The following is a 13,601-nucleotide window of genomic DNA, read 5'->3' as shown; positions in this document are numbered from 1 at the left end:
CGTGCTCCGCGCGCCGACCCGACCACTCGTGACGGATAGATGCCTCTGGGCGTCAGTCCTGCGTGGCGAACGGCCACCAGGACGGCAGCAGCCGCCGGTACGCCGCGAGGTAGGTCTCGGGAGTACGCGGCTCGGGGAGCCGCAGCCACGCCTCCATCAGGCCGGTCGAACCGGCGGCGAGGAAGGAGGCGGTGCCGTCCGCGAGGAACGCGGTGATGTCGTCGCCGTCGGGCAGCTGCAGCGTCCCGGTCTCGAGCGTCGCGAGGACGGCCGCGCGGAAGTGCAGCGCGAGCATCGCCCGGACACCCGAGTCGCCGCCGGGAGCGTCGAACGCGCGCAAGTAGAGGTCGCGGCGCGTCTCGAGGTGAGCGAGGATCCGCGCGGTGCCCTGGCGGATGGTCGCGTCGGTCGCCGCGCCGGTCCGGAGGGTGTCGAGATACTCGTCGCGGATCGCGTCGAGCTCGTCGGCGAGTGCCGCACAGAGCAGCTCGGCGGCCGAGGTCGCATGCGCGTAGAAGGTGGAGCGGTTGACGCCGGCACGATCGGTGATCTCGGAGACCGTGAGGCTGGAGACGTCCCTGGCAGTCGCCAGATCGATGATGGCTCGGTGCAGGGCCACCTGCGATCGCTTCTGCCGCGCGTCCACTGCTGCTGCCTCCTGTAGGGCGCGCGCTCCGGTCCGCCCGGCGCGCACCGCCTCAGCGATTCTACGGGCGCCGAGCGTCGGTCGTTTTCACTCTCGGCCCCGCGATCCGCTAAGGTAGTCGAGTTGCCCGGGCCTCGGTCCGGACTGCCACGGGCTGTGGCGCAGCTTGGTAGCGCACTTGACTGGGGGTCAAGGGGTCGCAGGTTCAAATCCTGTCAGCCCGACAGAAAGCCCTGATGGGATGTCCGATCGCGGACTGGTTCTCATCAGGGCTTCGTCGTTTCTCCGCCAGCTCTTCAGCGGGACGAGCCGCTCAGCGCAGCAGCTCCGCGACCTCCGTGAAGGCCGCCTCGCGGCGAGCCACCCGCGCCGCCCGCTCGATCGGGTCCTTCGTGAAGGGGGCCTGCTGTGACGGGTGGAACGTGCGCACGACGGCCAGGCCGCGCTCGCGCTCGATGCCCGGGTGCAGCCGGAGCAGGCGGCGCCAGCCGTGGTCGGCGTCGGCGCCCTGCAGCAGGACGACCTCGATGCTCGGGGCGAGGTCGAGAAGATGCAGGACGGTCGGGATCCCCGCGTCGAGCTGCTCCGCGGTCGGTGCCTTGCCGATGTACCAGGGGTAGGCGTTCCAGGGCAGGAGATCGAACGGCGACAGTCCGACGTCCGTGAGTAGGCGCCACATCAGCTCGGCGGAGCCGTCGTCGTTCTCGGTGCAGAGGAACCCGCTGCCCGCGCCGTCTCGGGTGCCGGGGCCGGGGTCGCGCAGGATGCTGAGCACCCGCGCCTCGGTGCCGCCGTGCAGGGGAGCGATATAAGGGAGCCAGCCGCGATCGTACGGGTTCCGCAGCTCGTCGATCCAGCGGTTGATCGGGGCGACGTGGGGCGCGTAGCGCTGCTCCCACTGCTGCCGGCGGAAGTCGAGGTCGGCCATGGCGCGGGGCATGACTGCACCCTAGACCCCGGGTGCGCGTGACGATCGGGCCGGCCGGGCGGACTGGAGGACGGCCCAGGCGAGACCGGAGGAGAGCAGGCAGGAGATCAGCAGGGCGCCGGAGAGGGTCAGCAGGACACGGAGTGCATCGTTCCCCTGGCCGTGGAGCGCAAGGCTGGAGGCGGCACCGGCCACCGGCAGCATGGTGAGCGCGACCGCCGCGACCACCCGGCCGAGAAGCAGATCCGAGAAGGCGCGTGATCCGATGCCCGCGAGCGCAGCGCTCGTGCAGCAGAGTGCGAGAGGAAGGACTGCGAGCAGACCCCAGCCGATCCCGTGCAAGTACACCGAGGCCCAGAGAACGACGGCGGGCAGCGACACGGCCGACGAGAGGAAGGCGTGAAGCCCGACACCGGCGAATCCGGCTCGGGCGATCGAGACGTCCGCGAGCGGAAGGTGCTGGTGGTCGAGGTCTTGCGCGGTCGCCTGAGACGGACCCGGAAGCGCGAGGATCAGCACGAGGAGAAGTCCGCCCAATAGCATCGGCACGCTGTCCCGCAGCAGGCTGGAGAGCACCGCCACGGCGAGGAGGGCGAGCGCAGTGCGGGGCTCCTGCCAGCGCCGGCGCCGAGTCTGCGCCAGGTGGCTCGCTAGGACTGCGCCGACCGCGGAGTCGGGCCATCGCGTCCATGAGGGACGGCCGACGGCGTAGCCCCGGCCGGACAGAGCTCTGCTCGACTCGCCGGAGAGGACTCGGGTGAGCTGGTTCGCGAGGATGCTCTCCTCGACCGCGGGTTCGACGAAGATTCCGGCTCGCCGGACGAGCAGGCCGACGGCGATGCTCGAGAGCAGGAGAACGCCGATGGTGGCGGAGGCGTGCGCGAGTCCGCTCGCCTCGGGCGCGAGGATCACCTCGAAGAGGAGACCGGCGGCGCTCATCGCGGCCGACCCGATGGAGTCCTCGCCCACGAGCAGCGACTGCACCCCGAGGGCGATCCAGACCGCGCCCGCGGCGAGGACGCAGGCCAGCCCGATCCGGCGCCGGTCCGGCCGGGCGATTCTTCCGAGGAGATGGCTGGTCAACGACGTCGCCCGGATCAGGAGGAGGACGGCCGTCATCGCGCACCCCGAGAGCACGCCCCACGCGACCGGCTCTCCACGGAGAAACAGTGCCGTCGCCGACGCCGCGGAGGCACTGACGAACGCGATCGCCGCGGTCCCGACCGCATGCACCACCACGACGATGCGCGGACCACTCGGGCTCTGCAGCACCCAGGACACGTCCGCGGGCTGCAACCGCAGCGGCGAACCCCGCTGCGCTGTCAGTGACACCAGGATCAGAGAGAGACCGAGGACGAATCCCGCGATCCGCGTGGGGGGCGACTCCGTCGGAGACCCGCCGGCCCCACCCTGAACCAGGAGCCAGACGCCGCTCGACGCAGCGATCACGAGGACGACGATCGCGAGGGGATTCGTCACGAGGGCCGTGGTGCTGCGGATGCGGATGCGCAGGTAGGCCCGGGAGAGAGCGAGCGCTCCTGCAAGGGGAAGACGCCGCGTTCGTTCAGTCGTCGTCATCGCGAAGAGCTCCCACGACACGGAGATAGACGTCCTCCAGAGGCGGCTGCCCCTCGAGATCGTCGCGCCCGAGACGCGCAATGTGCGCGATCCTCCCGGCGTGCAGGATCACCGCTCGATCGGCGATGCGCTCCAGCTCGGTCAGCCCGTGCATCGAGAGCAGGACGCCGCAGCCCTCGTCGGCGAGCCGCCGGACCTCGTTCCGGAGCTCGCGCACCGAGACGGCATCGAGGCCGTTGAACGGCTCGTCCAGCAAGAGGAGCCCGGCGCCCTTCAGCAGCGCAAGAACGAGAGCGAGCTTGCGGCGCATCCCCTGCGAGAGCTGATGGGGGAGGAGGTCGTGCTTGTCGCTCAGTCCGTAGCGCTCGAGGAACGACGGTCCGAGCGACTCGTTCCGGGGTGAGCCGCTCAGTCGCTCGATCAGCCGGACGTGCTCCACAACGCTCAGACCCGGGTACAGGTCCGGTTCCTCCGGCATGAGGCTGAGGGCTCGTCGAGCCTCCGTCGTGCCGATCGCGTGACCGAGGACGAGGGCACTGCCATGCGAGGGCTCGTACAGTCCGGCTAGAACGCGCATGAGGGTGGTCTTCCCGGCGCCGTTGGGTCCGACGAGTCCGACCACCTCGCCGGCGTCGATCGTGAAGGAGACGTCGCGGAGCACATCGACTGAGCCCATGCGCTTCCCGAGGCTTCGAACGTCGAGGAGCAGGCGAGGAGTGTCGTTGTCACCCATCGGTGGTCAGCCAGCGGGAGAGATCGCCGCCGGCCCGCTCGATCGCCTCCCGCAACGGATCGAGGCCGCCCTCTTTCAGAAGCGCTGCGAGCATCTTCCGGATATCGGGAGATCCGCTCGCGGCGGCCCTCTCGACTGCCCGACGGACTGCGGGGTCGTACTGCAACGCTCGTCGATGACGAATGAGCGGTCGAAGGACGGGTCGTGCGGTGGTGCTCGCATCCCAGCCGCGCTCGTCGCCGAATGCCTGGATCACGCTTTCGGTGCTGTCACCCGGCGCGAGGCACGCGGCGTAGGCGAATGCGACGTGCAGCGCCGACACAGGCTCACTCTGCTGCTGGGCCACCTGTCCGGCGATGGTCATCACCCTGCGGAACTCTGCTGCGCGTTTCACGCTCCACCTCCTCGACGTCATCGAGGAGCATAGGTTCGCGCCCACCACAAGACAAGAGGAATCCTCGAAGTGGCGCGTTGCACACGATCTGACCGACTGCCGGCCTCGCGCCGTGGTCTACTTCGCGAGCTGTCCGAGCTTCGCGTGGGAGCGGGAGTAGGCGAAGTAGATCGCGAAGCCGATGGCCAGCCAGATCAGGAAGCGCAGCCAGGTCTCGATGGAGAGGTTGAGCATCAGGTAGGTGCAGATCAGGGCGGAGAGGCCGGGCAGCCAGGGGTTGAGCGGGACGCGGAAGCCGCGCTTGAGCTCGGGGCGCTTGCGGCGGAGGACGATGACGCCGACGGAGACCAGGACGAAGGCGGAGAGGGTGCCGATGTTCACCATCTCCTCGAGGACGCCGATCGGGGTGAGGCCGGCCAGCAGGGCGACGATGATCGTGACGACGACGGAGGTGACCCAGGGGGTGCGCAGGCGCGGGTGGACCTTCGCCAGGCGCTGGGGGAGCAGGCCGTCGCGCGACATCGCGAAGATGATGCGGGTCGCTCCGATGAGCAGGGTCAGCACGACGGTGGTGAGGCCGGCGACGGCGCCGGCGGAGATGACCGTCGCCATCCAGGTCTGGCCGTGATACGCGAAGGCGTTGGCGAGGGCGGCGGAGGGGTCGAGCTCGCGGTAGGGGACCATGCCGGTGACGACCAGGGCGACGGCGCAGTAGAGCACGGTGCAGATGATCAGCGAGGCGATGATGCCGATGGGCATGTCGCGCTGCGGGTTGCGGGTCTCCTCGGCGGTGGTCGCGACGACGTCGAAGCCGATGTAGGCGAAGAAGACCAGCGAGGCGCCGGCGATGATGCCGCCGACTCCGAAGGTCGCCGGCTCGATGCCGGAGAGGAACTGCAGCAGCGGCTGGGCGAGACCGGACGCGGCCTGCGACGCCTCCGCGGGCGGGATGAACGGCGAGTAGTTGCTCGCGTTGATGAACTGCAGCCCGGCGATGATGACGAACAGCACGATGAAGAGCTTCACGGCGACCAGCACCAGGTTGACGCGCAGGGACTCCTTGATGCCGAAGGTCATCAGGGCGCCGAGCACGAGCACCAGGAGGATCGCGGGGACGTCGACGACGCCCCCGTAGGAGATCGCCTCCGGCAGGACGATGCCGAGCTGCCCGAGGAACGAGCCGAGATAGGCGCTCCAGCCCTGGGCGACCACGCTCGCGCCGAGGAACAGCTCGAGGATCAGATCCCAGCCGATGATCCAGGCGAAGAGCTCGCCGAGCGAGGCGTAGGAGAACGTGTAGGCGGAGCCGGAGACCGGCACCGTGGAGGCGAACTCCGCGTAGCACATGGCCGCGAGCGCGCAGGCGAAGGCGGCGACGACGAAGCTCAGCACGATCGCGGGGCCGGCGATGTCATGCGCGGCGCGGCCGGTGAGCGTGAAGATGCCGGCGCCGATCACGACGCCGACGCCGAAGACGGTGAGGTCGAGGGCGCTCAGCGACTTCTTGAGGCGGGTCTCGGGCTCGTCGGTGTCGGCGATGGACTGCTCGACGGACTTGGTGCGGAGGAGGCTCACGGTGGTTCTCTCTGGTGAGGTGACGCGGTGTGCAGCGGGTCGCGATGCGACGGCACTCCGGGAGGATAGCGGCGCGGCGGGCCCGTGCGGCAGCCCTCGCGCCGATGGCGGGAGGCGGGGGCCTTCGCGCGCTCCTGCGGCGGGGCCGGTGTCAATCCGTCGTGAGCTCGTCCTTCTCCCGAGTGCTGATCGTTCCCGGAGCGGGCGTCCCGGGATGGGCGGGGCCGCCGGTGACCATCACCTCGACGTGGGCGCGCTGCGGAGGGTCGGAGTAGACGAAGAGGTAGGGCTCTCCGCTCACGAGCGCTGCGACCTTCATGACACCGCCGATGCTGTAGGGGATCGAACCCGCGTAGGAGCCCGCGGGGATGAGGATGTAGCCGCCGCGGGGACCGACGCGGATGACCTGCGTCGACCCGAGGGTGAGGTCGTGATCCGTCCTGAAGTCCACCCTGCCCTCCTGGCGCAGCACGATCGGAGTTCCTGTGATCCCGTCTCCGTTCACGAACACCGAGATCTCGAAGCGCCGACGGGCACCCAGGTTGGTGGTCACGAGTCCGGCATCGATGACGCGCACCCCCAGGAAGGTCTCGGGGGGGGGGGGGGGGGGGGGGGGGGGGGGGGGGGGGGGGGGGCCGGGGCCCCCCCCCCCCCCCCCCCGCCGCGGGGGGGGGGGGGGGGGGGGAAGGGGAGACGGATGCCGCGGCACCGGGCGCCGCCGCGCAGGCGGCGATGACGGGCGTAGAAAACGCGGCGGCGAGAGTGGACCGTCGGACGACTCCCGGCCTCTGGGCGGAGTCGTGATCGTGCTGATCTCCGGTGTGCTCGTCGAACGGCATTCTGCGACCTCTCGTCGGTGAGTGGTGGTTCCGGAGCCGTCCTGCGGGGGAGTCGGGGGATCGGCGCGGGACCGCTGAGAGTGTCCGGCAGCACCCCGCGGCGCAGCGAAGAAGTGACGTGAAGTGGGCGCACTGGCGGGTTCTGTCTCTCATCGGGATCGGGCGAGGCCGACGCGAGCGAAGCGAGGACGGTGACGGGGGGTTTGTCGTGATCAACGTCCCTCGTGGTCAGAGCGCCCCGAGGCGATCGAGCGCGTACGACCAGGCGATCCGCTCCTGCTCGAGTCGGATGTTGCCCGCGGTGCTGAGGAGACTCAGAGCATCGTCCTCGGAGCGGGTGAGCAGAGCAAGGGCTCCCAGATCGGGTGCCGGGTCGGTCCCCCAGAGGTCGCGGTGGGCGAGGAGGGTCTCCGTGTCCATCAGCGCAGATGTCGCGGCGACACCGAGCGCCCGCAGGCGGTGCAGGATCGAGAAGCCACGGGAGTCGAGATCACCCCAGTAGGTGACCTCGCGGGCCCAGTGCAGATGCGAGACCAGTCCCGCTCGGTCGCCTCCCCCGTGCAGGACGACCGCGCCCGGTACGTCCGGCATCGCCAGGACCGTGGCGAGGTTCTCGAAGACGAAAACCCTCGAGGGGTGAAAGGACAACCGGGCGAGATCGTCGATCGGCGCCGTCACATCGGAGAGCCCGGACAGGGCGAGGGCGGAGTCCAGGATGCGCACCCGCAGGAGCGTCGACGGCTTCCTCAGTCCGAGATCGATCCCGCCGGTAGTGGAGCGGTGCAGTGCCGTCACGAGACCGAGGCGTCGCTCGATCCACTTCGAGTCGATGCCGCGAATGGGGAGTTCGCGGACGAACCGGTTCGAGACCGGATTGTCCCGTAGCCAGAGGAGGACGGCGACGAGCCGGTCGAAGTCGTCCTCGGTCAGTGCCGTGATGGTGCGCGCGTGGGTCTGCAGTGTCGCGACCGCGGCGTCTCCGCCACCGGTGAGGGATCGGAGCGCATCGATGCGGTGCCGCAGGCGCAGCCACTCGGGCTCCGCTCCCGCCGCACGCGCGATCGAGGTGGCCCCCCGGACGACGGCGCGCTCCGGTATCTCCTGTGATCCGACCCTCGACCAGCTCCGCACCGTCCAGGAGACCTCGATCTCGCCGGACTCCGCCGCGCGGCGCCAGGACTCCACCCAGGTCCGCGCGGCATCCAGATCGGTCAATGCATCGCGCTCGGTGGGCGGATGGAGCGGGAGATCGAGCATCGGCTCATGGTCGCCGCGCGCAGCCCATGAGCGCGATTCGCGCTGGAAGATCCGCTGGGCGCGGTCGCGGAGGTCGGCCACGGTGACAGGTGCCGTCATCGATGCTGTTCCTCTCCAGGCGTTCCGCCGGCCTCCTGCGGAGAGAACACCACGTCGGCGATCCTCGAGGCGTTGCGGTCCGGGTTGGACACCGCGGTGATGGCGCCCACATAGGGCTCGAGTGTCTGGAGGAGCTTCTGCGGCGTGGCGAGGACCATGTGGAACCCGAACGAGCGGAAGACGTCCATCGCGTTCCGCGTGTACCGGCTGTCGGCCTTGTCGAACGCCTCGTCGAGAATGATCGTCCCGAACCGGGGCAATTCCGCCTCCTCCTCGGTGAGCTGATAGCGGAGCGCGGCCGCAAGGCAGAAGATGACGAGCTTCTGCCGCTGACCGCCCGACAGCCCCTCGGCGGAGTCGTACACCCGGAGGACGGTCCCCGCGGCGTCCTTCTCGCGGGCGAGGAAGCTGACGTGCAGGCGGGTGTCGAGAACGCGAGCTCGCCAGTCCTGATCGACCCGGTCCCGCGAGCCCAACCGACCCATCACCGTGCGCAGGACGGCGAAGCGCTGCTCGGCGCCCGCCGCGGACTCGTCGGCCCAGTTGCCCTCGACGATGCGGCGCAGATTCGCGAGGAAGTCCTCGACCTCGGGGGAGCGTGTCGTCTTGATGTCGATCTCGAGGAATCGGTCCCGTCCTTCGAACGGAGACCGTCCGAGAGAGGCGTTGACCGGCAGGATGCGCTCCCGGACGAGTCCCGGCGCATCCCGCAGATCGCCGAGGAGGTGGGCCACGACGTCCCGCGACCGCTCTCGAAGCAGGCGCCGGAAGTCGCTCTCCTTCTCCGGGAGCCCCCGGCTGAGGATGCCCTCGAGGAGAGCCCGGTAGCCGTACCTGTCTTCGATCTCGGCGGTCAGATCGGCGGACGCCGCGGGCCAGGCGGCGCGGAACGCGGCGGCACCCGCGGCGAAGGCGGCCGCGGCGTCGCCACTGCGTCGCGCGGCGATGTCCTTCTCCCGGGAGAGTGCCGATTGCACGGCGCGCGCGATCGCGTCCACGGTCTCGAGGGTCAGCGAGCGCCTCTCGGCCCGGAACCGAGCGCCGAGGGCTTCGGCTGTGGAGTCGTCCAGGCTCGAAGGGGGTGCGGATTCCAGAGCAGCGAGCTGCGACTCGATCCGCTCGAGCGCACCCTGAGCGATCGCCTCCTCGCGGAGCGCCTGCTCGTTCCGGCGCGTGGCGTCCTCGAGCTGCGAGGCCGCCTGCTCCCGAGCCTCCTGCGCGTCGCGCAGCGATGACGACCGCGACGTCAGAGTTACCAGCTCCGCGCGGTGCGCCGCACTGAGCTCCGCAGCCGCGGCGAGGTCGATGCGCTCCCACGAGACCGTCACGACCCTCTCGAGGACCGCTCGCTGACCGAGCGCTGATTCTCGTGCGGCGTCCGCCTTCCCGTCGGCTGCGGCGGCCGTCGCGCTGGCACGTTCGGCCTCCCGCTGCTGAGCGAGGAGCGCGTCCAGCCGCGCCTCCGTGTCACCGCCGAGAAGCCACCGGGTCGCATCGCTGACGGCGGAGCGGTCGTCCTTCTCGTATCGGCGCGAGGTGCGCTTGACGAGCCCGCCGATCGTCACTCCGCGGTCGACGTCATCGAGCTCGTCAGCGTCGGCCACGCAGGCGAAATCGAAGTCGGATGCGAGTCGCCGCCGGAGGAACAGGGTGAACGGGCCCTCACTCACCGTGACGCGATGGAGGAGTGAGCGGGGGTCGCGTGGTCGGCGAGGTGGCTCGCTCACCTCCGGTACGGCCTCCATCACCAGACGGACACCGAGATGTCGGGCGTCGGACGCCCGACGAGCTGCAGGGAGGAGGTCGTCGGGCACGAGGAGCGTCGTGGCGAGTGGTGCGAGCACCCGCTCGATCGCGCCGCGCCAGGCCGCGTGCTCGGGCAGGACGGCGACGAGCTCGCCGGCGAAGGGAACCGCAGCGTCCGGAACGCCGAGCGAGCGGGCGAGGAAACGGCGCGCGGCGAGGAGCCGAGGGTCGAGATTACTGCGATGCTCGCGCAGTGCGACGATCTGAGCCTCGACGGCTGCCAACCGCTTCCGGGTCTCGCTCGCCGCATCCCGGATGGAATGGGGCACAGGAGCCACGCGCTTCGTCAGCTCGGCGGCGGCCGTCGCGAGGAGGTCGGCGAACTGCGCCGCATCGGCAGGCAGCGGAACGCCGATCCGCTTCAGCTCACTCGACAGGCGATCTCGCTCCCGTGTCACCTCGCGCTCGGCCCGCTCGCCGGCGGTGATCCGCTCCTGCAGCAGCTCGACACGAGCGCCGCCCTCCTCCCGCACCCGAGCGACGGCAGTGTCGAGGGCACCCCGCGCGATCGCCTGCTGGCGCGAGGTCTCAGACAACCGCGACCGGGCTCTGGCGAGTGTCGCGCGCGCGGGGCCGAGCGCCTCGTGCGCCAGCCGGCGCTTGACCGAATCGGTGTACGGCTCGACAGCGTCGTGCAGCTGGGCGACCGAGGACGACTCGGCGGAGGCGAGATCGAACGCCGTGATCGAGGCGTCGAGGGACCGCAGGGCGTCGGCCTGGCGCCGGAGATCGACGACGTGCGCGTGTGCCTGATCGAGTTCGACGAACTGCTCGACCGCATTGTCGGCCCGCGCGAAGGTCGCTGGGGACTCGAGCATGAAACCGCGGAAGAGGGCGTCGAGCGTCCCGAGATTCTTCGCGGACTGCGTCTTGTGGAGCAGCTGCAGCGTGGTGTCGCTGCGGAAGCCGAAGTGCCGGACCACCCGCTCGTGGAACCTGCCGTGCTTGCCTCCGGTCGTGATGAGCGCGTCGGGCAGCGCGGCCGACATCCGCCGCGCATCGATTCCGCTCGCGACGTGCGGCGCGAGGGCGACGATGTCGAGGTCGCCGCGCGTGAAGATCCGGGCGTCCTTCAGCGCGGTCGTCTCGGTGCGGGTGCCCGGCGCATGGAAGACACGAGCGAGCACGACGGGTTCGTCGTGCAGGTTCTCGTAGCGCAGCAGGACCCCGCTCCACGTGGCGCGGGACCGGAGGAAGGTCGTGGTCGCCCGGTCGGAGCTCTCGTCGACCTCCTTCGTCCAGGCGCCCCGCACGTAGCTCATCAGGGAGCGATCGCTCTGCCTGGAGGCGCCGTCCTGTGCCGCGGCGTTCAGCCTGAGCCAGCGGTCGGGAGTCACGACCGCGGCGATCCCGTCGAGTACGGACGACTTGCCCGAGCCCGACGCGCCGGTGAGGAGGTGGCCGGAGCGCGCGATGCCGATTCTCACCCGGCCGGAGAAGGTGCCCCAGTTGAAGAGCTCGACCTCCGCCAGGCGCCACTGCCGGGTGGGCTCAGACCCTGGCGTCACGTCGGAGGCGTCGTCGTCGAAGGTGAGCATCGTCATTCGTCCTCCTCGTCCTTCAGGTCTTCGTCGTCGCTCTCGTCGCGGAGGGCCTCGGGAGCGGCCGCACCCAGCCGAGAGATCCGTTCGTACTCGGCGGTGATGGCGCGGACCTGGTCGGCGTCGACGATGAGCCGCAGCACCGGAGAGATCTCAGCGCGGTCGTCCTTCAGCGGGTGCAGGACACGCAGTTTGTTCTGCATCTTGTGCCAGGACGCGTTCAGGCGGCTTGCGAAGTCCTTCTCGTCGCGATCCTTCGTGCGGTAGACGGTCAGCTGCTCGAGCACCTCGGTCCTGCCCACGATCACGCGTCCTCGCCCCTCCTCGCTCAGCAGGGTCTGCCGAAGCACGAGCAGCATCGCGCTGTCGAGGAAGGTCAGGGCTTCGGAGCGCACCGCGCTCGGTGCGTCGTCGGAGGGCGCGTTCCGCACGAACGCGAACTCGCGGTCGCGGTCGAGGACCAGCTCGAGGAAGAGATCGGCGAGTCGCGAGCGGATCACTCTCTCGTCGCTCAGGAGCACGGCCCAGAGCTGCGGCTCCCGTGCTCCCGAGAGGTAGGGGCCCCGGATGAGCCGGAGCTGCACGCGCCGGGTGCGGTCGGGCAAGGTCCCGCTGTCACCCTGCCAGAGACCTGGCTCGTCGAGGTCGTCCGTTCCGTCGGAGGAGGGCACGGCCTGCTGCTCGCCGGTCACGAGACGGTCCCGATGAAGCGGTGCGCCGCGACGACGGCGGTCCGTGGGATCTCGTCGGTGCCGCGCCAGGAGAGCACCTCGAGCTCGTCGTCGACGGTTCCCTGCTCGGCTGCGAGGGCGAGCAGGCCGACGACGCTGCCGACGCCCTGCGTCGCGGGATGGACGTGCAGGACCTCGGCCACCGTGCAGGACCCTCGCGCGGCGAGCAGATCGTTCGTGTTGCGGATGAGCTCGTCGAAGTCGATCTCGGTCTCCCGGGCCAGAGCCCGGAGGTGCGCGAGGTCGGCGACCGCCGCGGGGTTCTCGTGGATCTCCGCGGTGGCGTCGAGCTCGGCCGGATCGTGCAGGTCGATCGAGCCGACGCTCGTCATCGAGACCGCGGAGAGGTCGAGAGACAGACCGACGGACGACCACGGCCGAGTGTGCGGTGCGGCAGTGATACCTGCGTGCTGCGCGGTCCGGAGGAGCGAGCGCATCACCCGATCCTGCTGGTAGTCCTGGGACTGCACGTAGCGGCGGAGCGCCCGCGCGAAGAGGGTGATCACGTCGTGGATCTCCGCGCTGCGGCCCTTGAGCGTCGTCAGGAAGGAGCGCAGCGACCGGCGCTCCGCCGAACTGAGAGCGCTGGCGAACGAGCGGTCGAGGATCCGCCGGACATCCGCCTCGAACGCCGCGCCGAGCGCGGGATCGAGCACGAGCTGCGAGAACGCGGCGAAGCTGCGCCCCGCGTCCGAGTCGCTGATGTGGTCGATCCCGCGGAACACCTCGTCGACGACGGTCGCCTGGGAGGCGCCGGATTCGACGATCTTGGCTCGCAGTGACGCATTGAGCGCCTCGAACTCGCCGCGGACGCGGGCGAAGTCGTCGGGCACCTCGGCGGCCTGGGCGAGGAGGTCGCGCACCCTCTCGAGCGCGCGATCGGGGTCGAGCGTGGGGGCGTCTCCGCCTGCAGGTCGCTGATGCGTCGTTCGATGCGATCGAGCTCCTCCTCGAGCAGCGCGACCCGGGTGTTCGTGTCGGGGTCGGTCTCGATCGCGAGGAGCCGGACCTGCGTCGCGAGACCGGTGAGCCGTGACTCCGTCACGCTCGAGCGCGGCGCGGCTCGCCCTTCCAGAAAGCGGATCGCGACGATGGCCTCGGGGGACAGCTCGAACGTCTCGCCGCGAGCCTCGGTCGACGGCCGACGCACGAGGTAGCCGGCCGAACGCCAGTCGGCGCAGTAGCCCTTCGCGCTCAGAGGGAGGTGCAGGCCCTGATCGCGCAGCCGCTCGAGGTCGCCGTCGAGGCGCTCGTACAGCTCCTCCGCGTCGACCCGTCGCTCGTCGGCGCCGAGGTGCGTGCCGAGGAGTCCCGCGATGACGGGGAGGTTGTCGGTCGAGAGAAGGCGCAGGGCGACGTCGTCATCGGCGAGCTTGCGGAGGTGATGAACCTGAGCGACGGCGGGCATGCCGCCATTCTCGTGCACTGCGCCGACATCCCGTAGGTGAGCGGCGGAGCCTCCTCCGCCTGTCCG

Annotated in this window: 11 protein-coding genes, 1 tRNA gene and 1 pseudogene; 2 read left to right on the top strand and 11 right to left on the bottom strand. The window is 70.3% G+C overall.

Annotated features, from left to right (window positions below; genetic code table 11):
* Window positions 1-52 precede the first annotated feature (52 nt).
* Entirely contained in the window at window positions 53-619 is a 567-nt protein-coding gene (locus EDF43_RS09590; RefSeq protein WP_132438481.1) for a TetR family transcriptional regulator, read from the bottom strand.
* A gap of 177 nt (window positions 620-796) precedes the next feature.
* Between EDF43_RS09590 and EDF43_RS09585 the strand changes: the two genes are divergently transcribed.
* Window positions 797-870 (top strand) — tRNA-Pro (locus EDF43_RS09585).
* Window positions 871-959: 89 nt separating this feature from the next.
* On the opposite strand, the gene EDF43_RS09580 is transcribed toward EDF43_RS09585, so the two are convergent.
* From EDF43_RS09580 to EDF43_RS09530, 10 genes and pseudogenes are all read right to left on the bottom strand, one after another.
* Entirely contained in the window at window positions 960-1,586 is a 627-nt protein-coding gene (locus tag EDF43_RS09580) for a uracil-DNA glycosylase (protein WP_132438480.1), read from the bottom strand.
* 9 nt (window positions 1,587-1,595) lie between these two features.
* Window positions 1,596-2,693, bottom strand: a complete 1,098-nt coding sequence (locus EDF43_RS09575; protein ID WP_148060256.1) for a hypothetical protein — start codon at window positions 2,691-2,693, stop codon at window positions 1,596-1,598.
* A 445-nt stretch (window positions 2,694-3,138) separates the two neighbouring features.
* Window positions 3,139-3,828: an ABC transporter ATP-binding protein gene (locus EDF43_RS09570; RefSeq protein ID WP_165909239.1), complete on the bottom strand. Its 690-nt coding sequence runs from the start codon at window positions 3,826-3,828 to the stop codon at window positions 3,139-3,141.
* Between the two features lie 49 nt (window positions 3,829-3,877).
* Window positions 3,878-4,279: a hypothetical protein gene (locus EDF43_RS09565; RefSeq protein ID WP_132438478.1), complete on the bottom strand. Its 402-nt coding sequence runs from the start codon at window positions 4,277-4,279 to the stop codon at window positions 3,878-3,880.
* 117 nt (window positions 4,280-4,396) lie between these two features.
* The gene (locus EDF43_RS09560; protein WP_123735977.1) at window positions 4,397-5,854 is read right to left on the bottom strand and encodes an amino acid permease; all 1,458 of its coding nucleotides are present in this window, start codon (window positions 5,852-5,854) and stop codon (window positions 4,397-4,399) included.
* A gap of 151 nt (window positions 5,855-6,005) precedes the next feature.
* The gene (locus tag EDF43_RS09555; RefSeq protein WP_148070824.1) at window positions 6,006-6,407 is read right to left on the bottom strand and encodes a hypothetical protein; all 402 of its coding nucleotides are present in this window, start codon (window positions 6,405-6,407) and stop codon (window positions 6,006-6,008) included.
* A gap of 514 nt (window positions 6,408-6,921) precedes the next feature.
* Complete coding sequence (locus EDF43_RS09545; protein ID WP_132438477.1) at window positions 6,922-8,049, bottom strand: Wadjet anti-phage system protein JetD domain-containing protein; 1,128 nt, start codon at window positions 8,047-8,049, stop codon at window positions 6,922-6,924.
* Window positions 8,046-11,399, bottom strand: a complete 3,354-nt coding sequence (locus tag EDF43_RS09540; protein WP_132438476.1) for an SbcC/MukB-like Walker B domain-containing protein — start codon at window positions 11,397-11,399, stop codon at window positions 8,046-8,048. The genes EDF43_RS09545 and EDF43_RS09540 overlap by 4 nt, the downstream gene beginning before the upstream one ends.
* Window positions 11,396-12,067 carry a DUF4194 domain-containing protein gene (locus tag EDF43_RS09535; protein ID WP_123736020.1) on the bottom strand — a complete coding sequence of 224 codons (672 nt, stop codon included), beginning with the start codon at window positions 12,065-12,067 and terminating at the stop codon, window positions 11,396-11,398. Before EDF43_RS09535 ends, EDF43_RS09540 begins: the two co-directional genes overlap by 4 nt.
* 17 nt (window positions 12,068-12,084) lie before the next feature.
* Window positions 12,085-13,445 (bottom strand): annotated as a pseudogene (locus tag EDF43_RS09530) (DUF3375 domain-containing protein).
* Here EDF43_RS09530 and EDF43_RS22310 point away from each other — a divergent pair.
* Window positions 13,332-13,571, top strand: a complete 240-nt coding sequence (locus EDF43_RS22310; protein ID WP_243646403.1) for a hypothetical protein — start codon at window positions 13,332-13,334, stop codon at window positions 13,569-13,571. The pseudogene EDF43_RS09530 and the gene EDF43_RS22310 sit on opposite strands and share 114 nt — an antisense overlap.
* The last annotated feature ends 30 nt before the right edge of the window (window positions 13,572-13,601 follow it).

The sequence above is a fragment of the Rathayibacter sp. PhB179 genome (genome assembly GCF_004345345.1).
In the GTDB taxonomy this organism is placed as follows: Bacteria; Actinomycetota; Actinomycetes; order Actinomycetales; family Microbacteriaceae; genus Rathayibacter; species Rathayibacter festucae.
This window is presented reverse-complemented; position numbering and strand designations above follow the sequence as displayed.

Bases quoted from the DNA above. Each gene is read 5' to 3' on its own strand.
- EDF43_RS09570 (WP_165909239.1), bottom strand. From the start codon at position 3,828: ATGGGCTCAGTCGATGTGCTCCGCGACGTCTCCTTCACGATCGACGCC.
- EDF43_RS09540 (WP_132438476.1), bottom strand. From the start codon at position 11,399: ATGACGATGCTCACCTTCGACGACGACGCCTCCGACGTGACGCCAGGG.
- EDF43_RS09545 (WP_132438477.1), bottom strand. From the start codon at position 8,049: ATGACGGCACCTGTCACCGTGGCCGACCTCCGCGACCGCGCCCAGCGG.
- EDF43_RS09580 (WP_132438480.1), bottom strand. From the start codon at position 1,586: ATGCCCCGCGCCATGGCCGACCTCGACTTCCGCCGGCAGCAGTGGGAG.
- EDF43_RS09575 (WP_148060256.1), bottom strand. From the start codon at position 2,693: ATGACGGCCGTCCTCCTCCTGATCCGGGCGACGTCGTTGACCAGCCAT.